The sequence below is a fragment of the Streptomyces sp. ISL-1 genome (genome assembly GCF_018614585.1).
Classification (GTDB): domain Bacteria; phylum Actinomycetota; class Actinomycetes; order Streptomycetales; family Streptomycetaceae; genus Streptomyces; species Streptomyces maoxianensis.
On the sequence record NZ_JAGGOI010000040.1, the window covers coordinates 160888 to 178798 of the forward strand.

The following is a 17911-nucleotide window of genomic DNA, read 5'->3' on the forward strand; positions in this document are numbered from 1 at the left end:
GCGGATGCGCTGGATCCGTACGTACGCGAAAGGGCTGGATCCGTACGTACCTGGATCCGTGCGTACGAGGGCTAGAAGCCGCGCGTCCGCTTGGCCGCGCGGCGTTCGGCCCGCCCCTCGCCCGCCGGCACCCGCAGGAACAGCCGGGAGATCTCGCCTCCCAGATTCACCCCGATCGCGATGGCCAGCGCCAGGGCGGCGGCCTTGGACAGTGAGGCGAGCCCCGCGTTCAGGTCGTTCCTGGCGATCTCCAGCAGTCCGAAGTACGTCGCGCTACCGGGCAGCAGTGGCCCGATGGCCGCGGTGACGTACGGCAGCGCGGAGGCGAAGCGGTAGCGCGAGAGCAGCTGCCCGAACAGGCCCACCAGACCGGCCGCCGCGGCCGTGGCCGCGACCGGGTGGATTCCGGCGGTGTCCGCGAGCGCGCCGTACACCACCCAGGCCACCCCGCCATTGAGCGTCACCAGCAGCACGGTGTTGCGCTCCTGCTGCAGCAGTATGGCGAAGCACAGCGACAGCGCGATGGCCGCCAGCGTCTGGACGATCGGCCGCTCGGTGCTGTGGATGGCCGTCTCGGGGTTGAGGCTCGCGCCCAGCGCGATGCCCATATAGAGCACGCTCAGTACGCCGATGACGATGCCGACGACGAGATAGCCGACTTCGAGCAGGCGGGCGGCAGCGGTGATGTAGAAGCCGGTCAGACCGTCCTGAACGCCGGCGACCAGGGCCCGCCCCGGGATCAGCGCGAACAGGCCACCGGTGATCACCGCGGAGGCGCGCGTGTCCAGCGGCGACAGCGTCAGCGCGACGCCCATGGCGGCTGACGGCATGGCCGCCGCGACGAACTGGTAGAACTCCGGCAGCCCGCGGCCGGCGCACAGCCAGGCCAGCCGGTCGCCGAGCATCGCGCTGATCGCCGCCGCCAGGAACACCAGCACTCCACCGCCGACCAGCACGGACGCCGCGCCCGCGAGCAGGCCGCTGGCCGCGGTGAGCGCCCAGCCGGGGTAGGGGTGGCGGTTACGGCGGATCTCGGCGAGGCGCCGGTAGGCCTCCTCCAACGAGACATCGACGTCCTCGGAGCTGATGTCGTGGACGAGGCGGTAGACGGCGGCCAGCCGGGTGTAGTCGGTGCCCCGGCGCCGTACCGTCCGGTTCGCCGTAACCGGGTCGTCGACCAGCGACGGCTGATAGGTGATCGACAGCAGGGTGAAGGTGACGGTCGGCTCGCAGCGGTCGAGGCCGTACGAAACCGAGATGGCGAACATGGCCGCCTCGACGTCCTCCGCGCCCTCGCCGCCCGCGAGCAGCAGCTCGCCGATACGCAGCGTCAGGTCCAGCACACGCGGCACGGCGGGACCGGCCTCGTCCTGCCGCTGCGCGGGCTCCGACAGAGGCCGCTCGCTGACCGGGATGCGCAGCATCGCCCGCATCCGGTCCTGCCAGGGCGCGTGCTTGGTCAGCCGGACCATCGGCATGCCGTGCGCGGGGGTGAAGGCGGGCGGCGACTTCCGGGCGCTGTAGGTGCTGGGCGGTGCGAACGCCGAACCTTCCTGCTCGGCGGGCGCTTCGGGGGCGAGCCCGGCCGGAACCGCGAACTCCGATGACGGATGGTCCTCCTCGGACGCCTCCGGCTGCCCCACCCCGGACGGTGGGGTGAAGGCGCTGCGCGCCTCGTCGGACTGAGGCTTCCGGTCTTCCGGACCCTCGGGTTCCGCCACCACGTGCTGCCCTCGCTCCCAATCGTGTCGTCGTGTCAGATCAGTATGGGCATGCCCATGCGACCACTCGCACCCCGGCCGTCCGGCAGCGGCCCAGGACACACGACAGGCGGCGCACCCGATGGGGGTGCGCCGCCAGTACGAGCAGCTCAGCGCGGGGTCAGTGCGCGCCGCCCTGCGACTCCAGACGCTTGTAGGACGCCTCGATCTCCGCTTCCGCCTCGGTGCGGCCGACCCAGTTCGCGCCCTCGACCGACTTGCCGGGCTCCAGGTCCTTGTAGACCTCGAAGAAGTGCTGGATCTCCAGACGGTCGAACTCCGACACGTGGTGGATGTCCCGCAGGTGCTCCACCCGCGGGTCGGAGGCCGGCACGCAGAGCAGCTTGTCGTCGCCGCCCGCCTCGTCCGTCATCCGGAACATGCCGATGGCGCGACACTTGATCAGGCAACCGGGGAACGTCGGCTCGTCGAGGATGACCAGCGCGTCCAGCGGGTCCCCGTCCTCGCCAAGGGTGTTCTCGACGAAGCCGTAGTCGGCCGGGTAGCTGGTCGAGGTGAAGAGTCGACGGTCCAGGCGGATCCGACCGGTCTCGTGGTCCACCTCGTACTTGTTCCGCGAACCCTTCGGGATCTCGATGGTTACGTCGAACTCCACGGGTGGCTCCTCCATGATCAACACATACGTCTGGTGGTTAAGTGTCCCTCACGCAGATGCGTGATCGCGAAAGGGGCTGGTGCGAGGTGCCAGAGGTCAGGACGTGGCAGCTCACCGCGGGCGCCGCCGTGGCCGGCCTCGCCCTCGCCGCCGGGGCTGTGGCCGCGGCCGGTCCGTGGGACACCGGTCAGCGTAAGGCCGAGAGGGAGTGGGCGGCTGCCCGGAGCATCGCAGGTGGCGCACATCACGAGGACCCCGGGCCGAAGCGCCCGGCGCCCGCGCCGAGTGCGCCCGGCGTGCTCGCCTCCCTGGGCGCCCCCACGACCAAGGCGGCGGCCGGGCAGACCACCCCGGCCGACCTCGCCAGGGTGCTCGCCCCGCTGCTCGGCGACCCCGGACTCGGCACGGCCCGCACTGCCTCGGTGATCGATGTCGCGACCGGGAAGCAGCTGTATGGGAAGGGGGCCGCGGACCCGATGACACCGGCGTCCACCACCAAGATCGCCACCTCGACGGCGGCCCTGTCGGCGCTCGGTCCGGACCACCGCATCCCCACCACGGTCGTCGCGTCCAAGGACGGACAGGAGCTCACGCTGGTCGGCGGCGGCGACGCGACCCTCGAAACCGCCGGTCTGCGCACCCTCGCCGACCGTACGGCGCGCGCCCTGCGCGAGCGTGGGGTGACAACGGTTCGCCTGGCGTACGACACCTCGCTCTACAAGGGCCCCGGGCTGCACCCCATAGGCCCCAACAGGAACATCGCCCCCGTCAGCGCGCTGATGGTCGGCGAAGGGCGGCTCGACGAGCGGACCACCGGCGCCGCGGACCGCAGCGGCGACCCGGCGGGCGACGCCGCCCGCGCCTTCGGGCGGCTGCTGGACGAGCGGGGTATCAACAGCGCGGGCGCGCCCGCCCCCGGCCGGCCCGCCGCCGGAGCCAAGCCCGTCGCCAAGGTGCTCTCCGCACCCCTGTCCGCCCTGGTCGAGCGGGCCCTGACGGACAGTGACAACGACATCGCCGAGGCCCTCGCCCGCCAGACCGCCCTGGCGACCGGCGAGGAGGCGAGCTTCGCGGGCGCGGAGCGCGCCGTCACCAGGCAACTGACCGGGTTGAAGCTCCCGTTGACGGGCGCCCGCTTCGCCGACGGCAGCGGACTCAGCCGCGAGGACAGACTCTCCGCCGGCCTGCTGACCGCGCTGCTGGCCCGCGCCGCCGACCCCGCCCACCCCGAGCTGCGCCCGGTCCTCACCGGCCTCCCGGTCGCGGGCTTCAGCGGGACCCTTCAGGCCCGCTACACCGAGACCTCGCCGGGCACCGGACTGGTGCGAGCCAAGACCGGCACGCTGACCGGTGTGAACACCCTGGCAGGCACGGTGGTGGCCCCGGACGGCCGTCTCCTCGCCTTCGCTTTCCTGGCCGGGAACACCCCCTCCAGGGAGGGCGCCCAGCCCGCCCTGGACCGGCTGGCCGCCGCGCTGGCGTCCTGACATTCCCGGCGCGGCGTCCGGTTCCAACGACTCACCGACGCACGAGCCGACAACGTACGGTTGACGCATGACGAGCATCGGTGGTGCCGAGATGGTCGACTGGAATCTCGCTGTGGCGACCGCGACCCGATTTGTGCGGCCCGGGCCCGACGTGAGCAGGGACGAGGCGCGCGCCGTCGTCGCCGAGCTGCGACGGCATGCCAAGGCGTCCGAGGAACATGTGCGGGGCTTCACCCGGCTGATCCCTGAAGGCCACGAACCACAGGACACTCCCGTCCTCGTCGTGGACCGGGCCGGGTGGGTCAAGGCGAACGTCGCGGGCTTCCGCGAGCTGCTCAAGCCGCTGCTGGACAAGATGCAGGAACGCCGCCCCGGCGGCCCCGGCGGCGCGGTGCTCGGCGCGGTCGGCGGCAAGGTCACCGGCGTGGAGCTGGGGATGCTGCTGTCGTTCCTGGCCTCGCGGGTCCTCGGGCAGTACGAGACCTTCGCGCCGCCCACCCGTGAGCTGCCGGCCGGCGAGAGCGGCGGGGGGCGGCTGCTGCTCGTCGCCCCGAACATCGTGCACGTGGAGCGCGAACTCGAAGTCGACCCGCACGACTTCAGGCTCTGGGTCTGCCTCCATGAGGAGACCCACCGCACGCAGTTCACCGGCGTGCCGTGGCTGCGCGACCACCTCGAGGGCGAGATCCAGTCATTTCTCGCCGAGACCGAGGTCGACCCGATGACCGTCCTGGAGCGCTTCAGGGAGGCCGCCCAGTCGCTGTCCGGCGCGCGCCCCGAGGGCGAGGAGGACGAGAGCGGCCGGTCCATCGTCGAGCTGGTGCAGACCCCCGCCCAGCGCGAGATCCTCAGCCGGCTGACCGCAGTCATGTCGCTGCTCGAGGGCCACGCGGACTTTGTGATGGACGGCGTCGGGCCCGATGTCGTGCCCTCCGTCGCCGAGATCCGGGAGAAGTTCCAGCAGCGCAGGGCACGTGGCGCGAGCCGTCTCGACCAGGCGCTGCGCAAGCTGCTCGGGCTCGACGCCAAGCTGCGTCAGTACCGCGACGGCGAGCGCTTCGTGCGTTCCGTCGTCGAGGAGGTCGGTATGGATGGATTCAACCGGGTCTGGACCTCTCCGAACACCCTCCCCACTAAGGCGGAGATCGCCAAACCGGCGGACTGGGTCGCGAGAGTGCACCGTAAAGCAGAGTCGTGAGCGGGCGGCGTCCGACGGCAGAAGAACGCCCCCGTAATCACCCATCCGAGGGACCGTAGGCAATGGGTAGGCGTGCAATGCTCGGGTATCGGCTCGGTTCTGTCACCATCGACGCACTCTGAGTGACTGATCTCCCCTCCGACTCCGACCGAGGCACCCCCCAACTTTTCACGAAGGGCACCAGACATGGGTCCCCATCCTGCGGTCGCGGCGATACGCCTGGCGGTCCGCCGCGTACTCCACGACGTACTCACCGAACACTCCGACCGCGTCGCGCGCTCCGTGACGCACGCGACCTCTTCGTACTCCGCCTACTCCGCGTCCCCCTCGCGCTCGGCGTCCTCCGCGTCCTCCGCGACCGCGACGAGTCCCGCGAACCCCGTCTCCGCAGGCGAGCAGCCGCTCGTCCTCGTGGCGTGCTCCGGCGGCGCCGACTCGATGGCCCTCGCCTCCGCCCTCGCTTTCGAAGCCCGCAAACTCTCCGTCCGGGCCGGCGGCATCACCGTCGACCACGGCCTTCAGGACGGCTCCGACCTTCGCGCCGCCGAGGTCGCCGCCCGGCTCACCGCGCTGCAGCTCGACCCCGTCGAAGCCATCGCCGTGCGGGTCGGTCGCGGCGGCGGACCCGAGGCTGCGGCCCGTGACGCCCGCTACGCCGCCCTCGACGACGCCGCGGAGCGCTACGGCGCCGCGGCCGTGCTGCTCGGCCACACCCGCGACGACCAAGCTGAAACCGTCCTGCTGGGCCTCGCCCGCGGCTCCGGCATCCGCTCGCTGTCCGGCATGGCGGCCATCTCCGGGGCGTCCGGCCGCTACCGCCGCCCCTTCCTCCAGCTCGACCGGCAGACCGCCCGCAAGGCCTGTATGGTCCAGTCGCTGCCCGTCTGGGACGACCCGCACAACGCCGACCCGGCCTACACCCGCTCCCGGCTGCGCCACGAAGGCCTGCCCGCCCTGGAGAAGGCGCTCGGCAAAGGCGTCGTCGAGGCGCTGGCCCGTACCGCGCAGCTCTCCCGCGACGATGCCGACGCCCTGGACACCTGGGCCGCCGACGCGGACGCCGCCGTACGGGACGACGCGGGTCAGCTTCAGTGCGTGAAGCTGTACGCGCTGCCGCCCGCCGTGCGCCGCCGGGTGCTGCGCCGGGCCATCATCGAGGCCGGTGCGCCCGCCGGTTCACTCTTCGCCCGGCACGTCGAGGAAGTCGACCGTCTTATCACGAGCTGGCGCGGCCAGGGAGCCATCAATCTGCCCGGCCGCGTCGAGGCGCGACGGCAGGGTGGCAGACTGGTCATTCGGCAAGGCTGACGCAGCACGACGAAAGTGGCCCGGGTGAACGAGAAGGACATGGGCACCGACCTCCAGTCGGTGCTCATCACCAAGGAAGAGATCGACGCGAAGCTGGGCGAACTGGCCGCGAAGATCGACGCGGAGTACGCGGGCAAGGACCTGCTCCTTGTCGGTGTCCTCAAGGGCGCCGTGATGGTGATGGCCGACCTGGCGCGTTCGCTGGCCACTCCCGTCACCATGGACTGGATGGCGGTGTCGTCCTACGGCGCGGGCACCCAGTCGTCGGGCGTGGTCCGGATCCTCAAGGACCTGGACACCGACATCAAGGGCAAGCACGTCCTGATCGTCGAGGACATCATCGACTCCGGCCTCACGCTCTCCTGGCTGCTGTCGAACCTCGGCTCGCGCGAGCCGGCGTCCCTCGAGGTCTGCACCCTGCTGCGTAAGCCGGATGCCGCGAAGGTCGCGATCGATGTGAAGTGGATCGGCTTCGACATTCCGAATGAGTTCGTCGTCGGTTATGGCCTGGATTACGCCGAGAAGTACCGCAATCTGCCGTTCGTCGGCACGCTCGCACCACACGTTTACGGCGGCTGAAGCCCCGCACAGGCACGGGAACCCTGGCCTCCTCCCCGCCGTTGGAGCAAGGGAAGGCGGTCGCCGGTGACAATGCTGGGGTACCGTCCGAAGAACAGTCTTTTCTCACAGCAGCATTTACCTACGGGCAGGAGGGACGGGGCGAATTCGCTCCGTATGGATGGACGTGAAGCGATACTTCCGTGGGCCGGTCATGTGGATTGTGCTGGCCGTCCTCGCCGTGGTCGTGTTGATGCAGGTCGTCGGCTCGTCCGGCGGCTACAAGACGGTGGACACCGGCGAGGTCGTCCAGGCGATCGACAAGAACCAGGTCGACCAGGTCAAACTGACCACAGGCGACGAACAGATCATCAAGGTTGATCTGAGGGACGGCCAGAAGGTCAAGGGCAGCGACAAGATTCAGGCCAGCTACATCGGCGCCCAGGGTGCCGATCTGGCCGAGAAGCTGCAGACGAAGTACGAGGCCGGCGACATCGAGAAGGGTTACACCGTCTCGCCGTCGAAGCAGAGCCCGTTCCTTTCGGTGCTGCTCTCGCTGCTGCCCTTCGTTCTGATCGTGGTGGTCTTCCTCTTCCTGATGAACCAGATGCAGGGCGGCGGCTCCCGAGTCATGAACTTCGGGAAGTCCAAGGCCAAGCTGATCACCAAGGACACTCCGAAGACGACCTTCTCCGATGTGGCGGGGGCCGACGAGGCTGTCGAGGAACTCCATGAGATCAAGGAGTTCCTGCAGGAGCCGGCCAAGTTCCAGGCGGTCGGCGCCAAGATTCCGAAGGGTGTGCTGCTGTACGGCCCGCCCGGTACGGGCAAGACGTTGCTCGCACGCGCCGTCGCGGGCGAGGCGGGCGTCCCGTTCTACTCGATCTCCGGCTCCGACTTCGTCGAGATGTTCGTCGGCGTCGGTGCCTCCCGAGTGCGCGACCTCTTCGAGCAGGCCAAGGCGAACGCCCCGGCGATCGTCTTCGTCGACGAGATCGACGCTGTCGGCCGGCACCGCGGTGCGGGTCTCGGCGGCGGCCACGACGAGCGTGAGCAGACGCTGAACCAGCTGCTCGTCGAGATGGACGGCTTCGACGTGAAGGGCGGCGTCATCCTGATCGCCGCCACCAACCGGCCGGACATCCTCGACCCGGCGCTGCTGCGCCCGGGCCGGTTCGACCGGCAGATCGCCGTCGACCGCCCGGACATGCAGGGCCGACTGGAGATCCTCAAGGTCCACCAGAAGGGCAAGCCGGTCGCCCCGGACGTCGACCTGGGCGCTGTCGCCCGGCGTACGCCCGGCTTCACCGGCGCGGACCTGTCGAACGTGCTGAACGAAGCGGCGCTCCTGACGGCGCGCAGCAACAAGAAGCTGGTCGACAACCACTCCCTGGACGAGGCGATCGACCGCGTCGTGGCGGGCCCGCAGAAGCGGACCCGGATCATGTCGGAGAAGGAAAAGAAGATCACCGCGTATCACGAGGGCGGTCACGCCCTGGTCGCGGCGGCCTCGCCGAACTCCGACCCGGTCCACAAGATCACGATCCTGTCCCGTGGCCGGGCGCTCGGTTACACCATGGTCCTGCCGGACGAGGACAGGTACTCCACCACGCGCAATGAAATGCTCGACCAGCTGGCATACATGCTGGGCGGCCGCGCGGCGGAGGAGCTCGTCTTCCACGACCCGACCACCGGTGCGGCCAACGACATCGAGAAGGCCACGACCACGGCCCGCGCGATGGTCACGCAGTACGGCATGACCGAGCGGCTCGGCGCGATCAAGTTCGGTGGCGACAACTCGGAGCCCTTCCTGGGCCGTGAGATGGGCCACCAGCGGGACTACTCCGAAGAGGTCGCGGCGCTGGTCGACGAAGAGGTCAAGAAGCTCATCGAGACCGCGCACAACGAGGCCTGGGAGATCCTTGTCGAGAACCGCGACGTTCTCGACAACCTGGTCCTGCAGTTGCTGGAGAAGGAGACACTCAGCAAGGAGCAGATCGCTGAGATCTTCGCGCCCATCGTGAAGCGCCCGGCCCGCCCGGCGTGGACCGGCTCCTCGCGGCGTACGCCGTCGACGCGGCCGCCGGTGCTCTCGCCGAAGGAGCTGGCGCTGACCAACGGCGCTGTCGGCACCAATGGCGCGGCGCCCACGGACGCCGCCCCGGCTGTCGAGGCGGTCCCGGAGGAGCGTCCGGAGAGCTGACCCGTCCGGCGCTGTGGCAACACAGGGCCCGGAATGGATGCCGCGTCCCCCAGGTTTAGCCTGGGGGACGCGGCATTCCCGTATTGCTGCACGTCAGAGTAAGAGGAACGAGGCACAGATGACCGACCCGGTGACGCTGGACGGCGAGGGCACGATCGGCGAATTCGACGAGAAGCGGGCCGAGAATGCCGTACGCGAGCTACTCATCGCGGTCGGGGAGGACCCGGACCGTGAGGGCCTGCGGGAGACGCCGACGCGTGTGGCGCGTGCGTACAAGGAGATATTCGGGGGGCTCTGGCAGCAGCCGGAGGACGTCCTGACGACGACGTTCGACCTCGGTCACGACGAGATGGTCCTGGTGAAGGACATCGAGGTCATGAGCTCCTGCGAGCACCACCTGGTGCCGTTCCACGGCGTCGCGCATGTCGGGTACATCCCGTCGTCGGACGGGAAGATCACCGGGCTGTCGAAGCTGGCCCGCCTTGTGGACGTCTTCGCCCGGCGGCCGCAGGTGCAGGAGCGGATGACCACGCAGATAGCGGACTCGCTGATGGAGATCCTGGAGCCGCGCGGCGTGATCGTGGTCGTCGAGTGCGAGCACATGTGCATGACGATGCGAGGCGTGCGGAAGCCGGGCGCGAAGACGATCACTTCGGCGGTGCGGGGGCAGCTGCGGGATCCGGCGACGCGGAACGAAGCGATGAGCCTGATCATGGCGCGCTGAGGGCTGTACGGCGCGGGGGCGTGCCTCAGCCCTTCCGGGGCGGAGGGGTACGGCGGGTGCGGGCGCGGACTTTCCCCTACCCCGCCCCCACGGCCTGGCGGCCGTGGGAGGTACCCCCGTCCCGAAACTGGGGGCGTCAGCCCCCACACCCTCGATTCTCCGACGGCTCTGCCGCCGGAGGGAAGCAAGGGCCGGGACCGACGCCCCCCAACGCTCCGGCGGCTCCGCCGCAGAGCCCAGGAAGGCGGGGAGCTGACCGCCCTGCCCCCCCACACGCGGGTCGGCTTCGCGCCGCCCAGCAAGACGGAGCTGACGGCCCCTGCACAGCTCTGGCTTCGGTGTCGCAGGGCAAAGGAGGGCGGGGCCGGCTCTCCTGCGCCTACCCCTCGGGGTGACGGGGTCTGTGGCATGTCGCCGGGGAGGGGCCGTGCAGGGTCGTCCCCGCAGGGGATCGGCGGCCGGACCCAGTGATCAATACGAACCCCGTTTCGCCGCCGGCTCCGAGGAGTCGAGCCCGGAGGGGCCCCGGAACCCACACCGGCCTGGCACCGGGCACCCCGGGCCCGCAGCGCGGACGGCCGCGCCTCACGCCACCGGGCAACCCCCGGGCCCGCACCGCGGACCCCGTACCCCCGCACCGGGAACGCCTTACGCGCGGGCCACGTCCTCGTCGTCGTCCTCCGGGAGTTTGCAGACCCGCTCCAGGAAGAACGCCGCCGCGATCACGCCGATGCCCGCCAGCACTGAGAAGCCCGCGTAAATCGCCTGGTCCCGGCGGGCCGGGATCTCCAGGGAGCCCAGCAGGTACACGCCCGCCCCGCCGTACATGCCCGCCACCAGCGCCGCCACCAGCGCGCTCGCCTGGCCGAAGACCACCGCTCGGGCCGCCATCAGCGGCTCAACGCCCTTCGCGCCCGGGCGCCGTTCGCGCTGGGCCCGCAGGCGGGCGCGGATCGAGAGTGCCGTCGCGGTGAGGATGACGGCGATCACCGCCAGCACGACCGGCGCGGCCAGCGGCACGCTCGGCAGTGTGCCGAACGCCTCCCACAGGCGGGCGCCGCCCCAGGACAGCACCCCGGCCACGGCGAAGAGACCGGCCAGTACACCGACCCGTAGTTGCTTCACCGAGAATGCCGCCCTTCGCCTGTCCGCCGTATGCAAGAGCCTAACGACTAGTCGGGCAGACGGAGTTCCAGGTCGGCGCGGGCAACCACGGCGCCCCGCCCGACGCCGGCCAGCAGCTGCGCCACCGGACCATAACCCGGAATCTGCGCCTCCGGCTCGATGTCGTGCCACGGGGCGAGTACGAACGCGCGCTGGTGGGCGCGCGGGTGGGGCAGCGTGAGCGACGGGTCGTCGGAGACCTCTTCGGCGTACGCCACGATGTCGACGTCGATGGTGCGCGGACCCCAGCGCTCCTCGCGGACCCGGTCGAAGGCCTCTTCGATGGCCTGGCCGCGCTCCAGCAGGGAGGACGGCGGAAGTGTGGTCTTGATCACAACGACCGCGTTGAAGTACGCGGGCTGGCTGCCGGGCTCGACGCCCCACGGCTCCGTCTCGTACACCGGAGACACGGCCTTGACCCGCAGCCCGGGCGTGTCCTCGAGGGCGTCGATGGCGCCCTGGAGGGTCTCGAGGCGGTTGCCGAGGTTGGCGCCGAGGGCGATCACGGCCCGTTTCGGGTTGGACAGGGTGATGTCCGCCGCGTCGACCTGCTCCACCACGGAGGCGGGTACCGGCTGCACGGTCGGGTCGCTCTGCGTCCCGTTCGAAGGAAACACGGTCATACTCGGCTCCGGGTGATCGTGATGGTCACGTCGTCGAAAGGCACCGTGATCGGTGCGTCAGGCTTGTGCACGACCACCTCGACCTCTTCGACGCCGTCGTGCTTGAGGCACTGCTGGGCGATTCTCGCCGCCAGCGTCTCGATCAGGTCGACGGGCTCGCCCTCGACGACCGCCACGACCTCCTCCGCCACAATGCCGTAGTGCACGGTCTTCGCCAGGTCGTCGTCGGCCGCGGCGGGGCGGGTGTCGAGGCCGAGCACCAGGTCCACGATGAAGGTCTGGCCCTCCTCGCGTTCCCGGGGGAAAACGCCATGGTGCCCGCGGGCCTTGAGGCCGCGCAGCGCGACACGATCCACGCGAATCACTCCTGCTGTCGTTGTTCTTGCGGAGACGCGGCCGCGTGCGGGCGGCCCGTGTCCATAATCGAATCTACCTGCGAGCACTGACAGCGCTCGCCCGCGGGGACTGTGGTCAGGGACACGGCGAGGCTGGTAGCCGCCCTACCCGGAGGCCCGGAATTCCAACCTCCATAGGGCCACTTACCCACTTACGAGGGGGTCTCGTCGTCCTCTTCCTCATCGCTTTCCGCCAGTACGGGTGATCCGTGATGTGACCACATCTTCCATCCGTCCGATGTGCGACGGAACACATTCGTGGCGACGACGAGCTGGCCGACCAGGGGGCCGAGTTCGCCGCTCTCCTCGGCGGGGCCGCCGCTGAGGATGTTCTCCGTACAGGTCACCAGGGCGGTGTCGCCGGCGAGGCTCACCTTGACGTCGGTGAGGAAGAACTGGATGTACTCCGTGTTCGCCATGATCAGGGCGTACGAGCGGAGGACTTCGCCGCGGCCGGAGAGCACGGGCCAGCCCGGGTGGATGCACGAGATGCCCTCGTCCAGCCAGAGGCTGGAGAGCTCGTCGAAATCCCCGCGCTCCATCGTCTCGTAGAACGTGGTGTTGGCCGCTTCGACCAGCTCCACCTCGGTACGGCTCACCGGGCGGCCTCGACGGCCCGGGCCACGCGGACGGCGTCGGCCGTGGCGCGTACTTCGTGGACGCGGACGGCCCACGCGCCTTCGTGCGCCGCGATGGCGGACACCGCGGCGGTGGCGGCGTCCCGTTCCCTGGCGGGTGGCGGGGCGCCCTCCTTGGCCAGTACGTGGCCGAGGAAGCGTTTGCGGGAGGCGGCGACGAGCACGGGGCGGCCGAGCGCCCGGAGCTCGGCGAGGTGGGCGAGGAGGGCGAGGTCGTGCTCGGCCTGCTTGGCGAAGCCGAGGCCGGGGTCGATGACGAGGCGCTCGGGCGCGATGCCGCCGGCGACGACGGCGTCCATGCGGTCGCGCAGCTCCGTGACGACGTCGGCGACGACGTCGGCGTAGACGGCGCGGTTGTTCATGTCGTGGCTGAAGCCGCGCCAGTGCATGACGACGAAGGGGACCCCGGCGGCGGCGACGGAGGGGACCATTCGGGGGTCGGCGAGGCCGCCGCTGACGTCGTTGACAAGGACGGCGCCGGCGGCGACGGCCTTTTCGGCGACGGAGGCGCGCATGGTGTCGACGGAGACGGTGACGCCCTCGGCGGCGAGGCCGCGTACGACGGGGATCACGCGCCGCAGCTCCTCGTCCTCGTCGACGCGGCTGGCCCCGGGCCTGGTGGACTCGCCGCCGACGTCGACGAGATCGGCGCCCTCGGTGACGAGGTCGAGGCCGCGCTTGACGGCGGCGGTGGTGTCGAACCAGCGGCCGCCGTCGGAGAAGGAATCGGGCGTCACATTGACGACGCCCATGACCGCACAGCGATCCCATTCCGGCAGCCCACTGGCTGTGCCCCGTCCACGCAACGTACTCATACGCCCAGCCTAGGCCCGCGAGCGGGGCCACCGGTCACGCCGGTGGGCCGGCGGGGGTTTGTTCCTCACCCGCCCGCCCTCGAGATGCGCGGGTACGGGGTACGCCCCACGGCCCCGTCCGACGCGGCAGCTTCGGGCCGAACCCCAGCCTCCTCGTTACGCCGCGCGGATCTCGCGTTCCGGCTGGGACCGAGTGATGTGGGCGCACGGGCGCGGTTGGCGCGTCGGGCGGCGGCGCGGGAAGAGGCGGGGGAGCGCGACGTTCACGAAGCCCTCTGCCTGCATCGCGGCGAAGCCGATGCGCGGGAGGTCCCGGGTGTTGCGGAAGACCACGAAGCGCGGCTCCCAGCGGGGCTGGAACTTCGCGTTGAACTTGTACAGCGACTCGATCTGGAACCAGCGGGACAGGAACACCAGCAGTCCGCGCCACATCCGCAGGACCGGACCCGCGCCGATCTTCTCGCCGCGGGCGAGCGCCGAGCGGAACATCGCGAAGTTGAGCGAGACCCGCTCGATCTTCAGCCCCGGCGATGCCTGCAGTGAGGCGACGATCAGCAGTTCGTTCATGCCCGGGTCGGCCGAGCGGTCGCGCCGCATCAGTTCGAGGGACATGCCGTCCGTACCCCACGGGACGAAGTGGATGATCGCCTTCAGGTCGCCGTAGGGGGACTCCGCGTCCGCCTTGTGGGCCGTGGCGATCACCGCGTCACCGTCGGACGGGTCGCCTATCCGGCCGAGCGCCATCGAGAAGCCCCGCTCCGTGTCGGTGCCCCGCCAGTCCGCGGCCGCCAGCCGGATCTGCTCCAGTTCCTCGTCGGAGATGTCACGAACGCGCCGTACCCGGGTCTCGTAGCCATTGCGCTCGATGCGCTTCACCATCTGGCGTACGTTGCGCATCGCGCGCCCGGTGAGAGAGAAATCCGCGACATCCACCACCGCCTCGTCACCGAGCTCCAGCGCGTCCAGCCCCGTCTCCCGGGTCCAGACTTCGCCGCCGGTCTCCGAACAGCCCATCACCGCCGGGGTCCAGGAGTGCGCCTTCGCCTCGTCCATGAAGCGCTCGATCGCGCCCGGCCAGGCCTCGACATCGCCTATCGGGTCGCCGCTGGCTAGCATCACGCCGGACACGACGCGGTAGCAGACCGCCGCCTTGCCGCTCGGCGAGAACACGACGCCCTTGTCGCGGCGGAGCGCGAAGTGGCCGAGTGAGTCGCGGCTGCCGTGCCTGGCCAGCAGGTCGCGCAGTCGGCGCTCGTCGTCCTCGGTGAGGCGCGCGGCCGGGTGCTCCGGCCGGAAGGCGAAGTAGATCGTGGTGACGGCGGTCAGCAGGCCGAGCGCGCCGAGGGAGTAGCCGACGGTCCAGGAGACCCTGTCGGCGTAGTCCACGGGGCCTTCGAAGCCGAAGAGCCCGTACAGAACGTGCTCCAGGCGGTCCGTCAGGCTTGGGCTGCCGACCACATTGTCCGGGTGTGCGCTGACGATGACCAGGCCAAGACTCAGCGAACCGGCGCCCATGAGGATGAAGTTGGCGAGCGCCTTCCACCGGCTGCGCGGATCGGGCAGCGCCGCGAACTCACTTCTGTGGCGCACCAGAAGCGTCAAAAGCGCCAGCGAGAGCAGTACGCCGATGATCGAGTGCCGGTAGACGAACTGCCCCACCGCCCCGGCGGGAAGCAGAATCACCGCGGCCCGCCAGGCCCGGCGCTTGTGGCGCTTGAGTCCGTGGGCGAGCAGCAGCAGCAGTACGCCGGCGCTCAGCGAGAGCGCCGCGGCGAACGGTCCGGTCGCCCCCGGCAGCACCTCGGCCAGCGAGTGCATGCGGCTGTGCCGGAAGCGGGGGAAGACCCCGGCGGCGATGTCGATCAGGCCGACGAGTGTGCAGGCCGTGCCGACCAGCGAAGGGACCGCCTCCGGGCGGGGGCCGCGCAGCACGCGACGTACCCAATCCGGAACCAATCCTGATTTGTCCTCATCTACCGTTGCAGACATCGTTTCCCGTGGCTCCGCGAGAGATCCAGTGTCCGTGGCCGCAGGACAGCGGGCTCCGGACGATTTGCGCTCTCTAGGACGGGACTTCCGGGGGACGGGTTCACTCATTCACAGGAAATTCTCAAGGAAGAGCTCACGCGACTCATGGGTCTGACCAGTAACAAAGTTCTGGCCTTGGCCATCCTCGTGGCCGTGCTGCTGTTCGCCGCCACGATCTGGGCGTGGCCGCGGCTCGCCCGCCGCGGCTGGCGAGCCGTGACCGGCAGGATCGGGCTGCTGCTGGCGACCCAACTGGCACTCTTCGCCGCGGTCGGCCTCGCGGCCAACAACTCTTTTCTCTTCTACGGCTCTTGGTCCGACCTCTTCGGCCAGAAGCAGGACCTCGGTGTGGTCGTGGACCACTCGGCCGGCGGAGAGCGGATCAAGGTCGTCGAGAAGCAGAAGCTGGATGTGCCGGGCGGCTCCCGGCCCGCGACGGGCGGACAGATTCAGAAGGTCGTCATAGCGGGCGAGAAGTCGAAGATAGACAGCCCGGCGTATGTCTATCTGCCGCCGGAGTATTTCCAGGCGAAATACGCGAAGAGTACATTTCCGGCTTCTGTCGTGCTGACCGGATACCCGGGGACGGCGGAGAATCTGCTCAAGGGGCTGAAGTATCCGAGGACGGCGTATCAGCAGTCCAAGGACGGCAGGATGCAGCCGATGATCCTGATAATGCTGCGACCGACCGTCGCGCCGCCGCGGGACACCGAATGCGTGAACATACCGGGCGGGCCGCAGACCGAGACCTTCTTCGCCAAGGATCTGCCGAAGGCGGTCTCGGAGACCTACCGAGTCGGGACCAAGCCCCGGAACTGGGGCCTCATCGGGAATTCGACCGGCGGCTACTGCGCCCTGAAGATCGCGCTGCACCACCCGGAGCGTTTCGCGGCGAGCGCGGGCATCTCCGCGTACTACAAGGCCGCCGACGACCCCACCACGGGCGACCTCTTCCACGGCAGCAAGAAGGCGAAGAACCGGGCCAACCTGCTGTGGAGCCTGGATCACCTGCCGCAGGGGAAGTCGTCCTTCCTGGTGACCACTTCCAAGGAGGGCGAGGGGAACCTCAAGCCGACTCTGCAGTTCATCGACAAGGTGAAGCCGCCCGCGCGCGTCTCTTCGATCACGCTCGACAGCGGCGGGCACAACTTCAACACCTGGCGGCGCGAGATTCCGCCCGCCCTGGTGTGGATCAGCGGCAGGCTCAGCGCTTCGTAGAAGTCGTAGCCGACTTGACCGTTTCGATCGTCTCCAGCGCGACCGCTGTACGGGGAATGTCCTGTGCGTCGGCGTCGATCGAGCGGCGCAGCGCCTCGTGCAGCCGGGCCGGCGTGAGGACCCCGAGGAACCGCCCGGTCTCCTCCTTGTCGATCACCGCGATCCAGCCCGCGTCGTGCTGGAGCATCGTGGCGAAGGCCTGCTTGAGGGAGGCGCCGACGGGCAGCCAGGCCTCCATCCGGCGGGCGTGTTCGCGCACGGAGCCGGGCTTCCGCGCCTGCTCGGCGGAGATCCAGCCATGCAGATTGTCCTCGCCGTCCAGCACGACGGCCCAGCGGGAGCCGAGCTCCCGGGGCAGCCGGTCGTCGAGATGGACGACGGGCGGCTGATCCAGATCGCCCTCTTCGACGGGCGTGACGGACAGCCGCTTGAGGCCGCGGTCCGCGCCGACGAAGTCCGCGACGTACGCGGTCGCGGGGGCGCCGAGGACCGCGGTCGGGGCGTCGAACTGCTCTATCCGCCCCTGCCCGTAGACGGCGATACGGTCGCCGAGGCGGACGGCCTCCTCGAGGTCATGGGTGACGAAGAGCACGGTCTTGTTGACCTGTGACTGGAGTCTGAGGAACTCGTTCTGCAGATGCTCGCGCACCACCGGGTCGACCGCGCCGAACGGCTCGTCCATCAGCAGCACGGGCGGGTCGGCCGCCAGCGCCCGGGCCACGCCGACGCGCTGGCGCTGGCCGCCGGAGAGCTGCTCGGGGTAGCGGTCGCCATACGTCTTGGGGTCCAAGCCCACCAGGTCGAGAAGCTCGGCGGCGCGCTCCCGGCCCTTGCGGCGCTGCCAGCCGAGGAGATGGGGGACGGTCGCGGTGTTCTCCAGGACCGTTTTGTGCGGGAAAAGGCCGACCTGCTGGATCACATAGCCGATACGGCGGCGCAGTTGGACGGGGTCGATGTCGGATATATCGGCCCCGTCGAGGAAAATCCGGCCGCTGCTCGGCTCGATCAGACGGTTGACCATCTTCATGGTCGTGGTCTTGCCGCAGCCGGACGGTCCGACGAGCGTGACCAGTTCGCCCTCGGCGACCTCGAACGACAGGTCGTCGACCGCTGTCGTCCCGTCCGGGTACCGCTTGGTGACGTGCTCGAAACGGATCATGATTCCCCATTGTGACG

Annotated in this window: 16 protein-coding genes; 7 read left to right on the plus strand and 9 right to left on the minus strand. The window is 69.9% G+C overall.

Annotated elements, in window-relative coordinates; genetic code table 11:
- Window positions 1-71 precede the first annotated feature (71 nt).
- Together J7E87_RS28165 and J7E87_RS28170 are read right to left on the minus strand one after the other, a co-directional pair.
- Window positions 72-1724 carry a threonine/serine exporter family protein gene (locus J7E87_RS28165; RefSeq protein ID WP_215097350.1) on the minus strand — a complete coding sequence of 551 codons (1653 nt, stop codon included), beginning with the start codon at window positions 1722-1724 and terminating at the stop codon, window positions 72-74.
- A 157-nt stretch (window positions 1725-1881) separates the two neighbouring features.
- Window positions 1882-2376 (minus strand): inorganic diphosphatase, encoded by a 495-nt coding sequence (locus tag J7E87_RS28170; RefSeq protein WP_215097351.1) that lies wholly within the window; start codon window positions 2374-2376, stop codon window positions 1882-1884.
- 86 nt (window positions 2377-2462) lie between these two features.
- On the opposite strand from J7E87_RS28170, the gene dacB reads away from it, so the two are divergent.
- The 6 genes from dacB to folE all read left to right on the plus strand — a co-directional run bounded on the left by dacB (window position 2463) and on the right by folE (window position 9854).
- Window positions 2463-3863, plus strand: a complete 1401-nt coding sequence (gene dacB / locus J7E87_RS28175; RefSeq protein ID WP_308313101.1) for a D-alanyl-D-alanine carboxypeptidase/D-alanyl-D-alanine-endopeptidase — start codon at window positions 2463-2465, stop codon at window positions 3861-3863.
- Window positions 3864-3930: 67 nt separating this feature from the next.
- Window positions 3931-5061, plus strand: a complete 1131-nt coding sequence (locus J7E87_RS28180; RefSeq protein ID WP_215097352.1) for a zinc-dependent metalloprotease — start codon at window positions 3931-3933, stop codon at window positions 5059-5061.
- A 186-nt stretch (window positions 5062-5247) separates the two neighbouring features.
- Window positions 5248-6369 carry a tRNA lysidine(34) synthetase TilS gene (gene tilS, locus J7E87_RS28185; RefSeq protein WP_215097353.1) on the plus strand — a complete coding sequence of 374 codons (1122 nt, stop codon included), beginning with the start codon at window positions 5248-5250 and terminating at the stop codon, window positions 6367-6369.
- A gap of 39 nt (window positions 6370-6408) precedes the next feature.
- Window positions 6409-6948, plus strand: a complete 540-nt coding sequence (gene hpt, locus J7E87_RS28190) for a hypoxanthine phosphoribosyltransferase (RefSeq protein WP_215097386.1) — start codon at window positions 6409-6411, stop codon at window positions 6946-6948.
- Window positions 6949-7108: 160 nt separating this feature from the next.
- Window positions 7109-9130, plus strand: coding sequence for an ATP-dependent zinc metalloprotease FtsH (gene ftsH, locus J7E87_RS28195; protein ID WP_215097354.1), 2022 nt, complete (start codon window positions 7109-7111; stop codon window positions 9128-9130).
- A gap of 118 nt (window positions 9131-9248) precedes the next feature.
- The gene (gene folE / locus J7E87_RS28200; RefSeq protein WP_215097355.1) at window positions 9249-9854 is read left to right on the plus strand and encodes a GTP cyclohydrolase I FolE; all 606 of its coding nucleotides are present in this window, start codon (window positions 9249-9251) and stop codon (window positions 9852-9854) included.
- Window positions 9855-10502: 648 nt separating this feature from the next.
- Here folE and J7E87_RS28205 read toward each other — a convergent pair.
- From J7E87_RS28205 to J7E87_RS28230, 6 genes are all read right to left on the minus strand, one after another.
- The gene (locus tag J7E87_RS28205; RefSeq protein WP_215097356.1) at window positions 10503-10979 is read right to left on the minus strand and encodes a DUF3180 domain-containing protein; all 477 of its coding nucleotides are present in this window, start codon (window positions 10977-10979) and stop codon (window positions 10503-10505) included.
- 47 nt (window positions 10980-11026) lie between these two features.
- Window positions 11027-11641, minus strand: coding sequence for a 2-amino-4-hydroxy-6-hydroxymethyldihydropteridine diphosphokinase (gene folK, locus J7E87_RS28210; protein WP_215097357.1), 615 nt, complete (start codon window positions 11639-11641; stop codon window positions 11027-11029).
- Window positions 11638-11997, minus strand: coding sequence for a dihydroneopterin aldolase (gene folB, locus J7E87_RS28215; protein ID WP_215097358.1), 360 nt, complete (start codon window positions 11995-11997; stop codon window positions 11638-11640). Before folB ends, folK begins: the two co-directional genes overlap by 4 nt.
- Before the next feature lie 191 nt (window positions 11998-12188).
- Window positions 12189-12635: a nuclear transport factor 2 family protein gene (locus J7E87_RS28220; protein ID WP_215097359.1), complete on the minus strand. Its 447-nt coding sequence runs from the start codon at window positions 12633-12635 to the stop codon at window positions 12189-12191.
- Complete coding sequence (gene folP / locus J7E87_RS28225) at window positions 12632-13489, minus strand: dihydropteroate synthase (RefSeq protein ID WP_215097360.1); 858 nt, start codon at window positions 13487-13489, stop codon at window positions 12632-12634. Before folP ends, J7E87_RS28220 begins: the two co-directional genes overlap by 4 nt.
- A gap of 156 nt (window positions 13490-13645) precedes the next feature.
- Window positions 13646-15478, minus strand: a complete 1833-nt coding sequence (locus tag J7E87_RS28230; protein ID WP_215097361.1) for a phosphatidylglycerol lysyltransferase domain-containing protein — start codon at window positions 15476-15478, stop codon at window positions 13646-13648.
- A gap of 144 nt (window positions 15479-15622) precedes the next feature.
- Between J7E87_RS28230 and J7E87_RS28235 the strand changes: the two genes are divergently transcribed.
- Complete coding sequence (locus J7E87_RS28235; protein ID WP_215097362.1) at window positions 15623-16735, plus strand: esterase family protein; 1113 nt, start codon at window positions 15623-15625, stop codon at window positions 16733-16735.
- On the opposite strand, the gene J7E87_RS28240 is transcribed toward J7E87_RS28235, so the two are convergent.
- Window positions 16722-17894 (minus strand): ABC transporter ATP-binding protein, encoded by a 1173-nt coding sequence (locus J7E87_RS28240; protein ID WP_215097363.1) that lies wholly within the window; start codon window positions 17892-17894, stop codon window positions 16722-16724. The genes J7E87_RS28235 and J7E87_RS28240 overlap by 14 nt on opposite strands.
- Window positions 17895-17911 lie beyond the last annotated feature (17 nt).

Bases quoted from the DNA above. Each gene is read 5' to 3' on its own strand.
- hpt (WP_215097386.1), top strand. From the start codon at position 6,409: ATGGGCACCGACCTCCAGTCGGTGCTCATCACCAAGGAAGAGATCGAC.
- folE (WP_215097355.1), top strand. From the start codon at position 9,249: ATGACCGACCCGGTGACGCTGGACGGCGAGGGCACGATCGGCGAATTC.
- folK (WP_215097357.1), bottom strand. From the start codon at position 11,641: ATGACCGTGTTTCCTTCGAACGGGACGCAGAGCGACCCGACCGTGCAG.
- J7E87_RS28240 (WP_215097363.1), bottom strand. From the start codon at position 17,894: ATGATCCGTTTCGAGCACGTCACCAAGCGGTACCCGGACGGGACGACA.
- ftsH (WP_215097354.1), top strand. From the start codon at position 7,109: ATGGACGTGAAGCGATACTTCCGTGGGCCGGTCATGTGGATTGTGCTG.
- tilS (WP_215097353.1), top strand. From the start codon at position 5,248: ATGGGTCCCCATCCTGCGGTCGCGGCGATACGCCTGGCGGTCCGCCGC.
- J7E87_RS28235 (WP_215097362.1), top strand. From the start codon at position 15,623: ATGGGTCTGACCAGTAACAAAGTTCTGGCCTTGGCCATCCTCGTGGCC.
- folP (WP_215097360.1), bottom strand. From the start codon at position 13,489: ATGAGTACGTTGCGTGGACGGGGCACAGCCAGTGGGCTGCCGGAATGG.
- J7E87_RS28180 (WP_215097352.1), top strand. From the start codon at position 3,931: ATGACGAGCATCGGTGGTGCCGAGATGGTCGACTGGAATCTCGCTGTG.
- J7E87_RS28230 (WP_215097361.1), bottom strand. From the start codon at position 15,478: ATGTCTGCAACGGTAGATGAGGACAAATCAGGATTGGTTCCGGATTGG.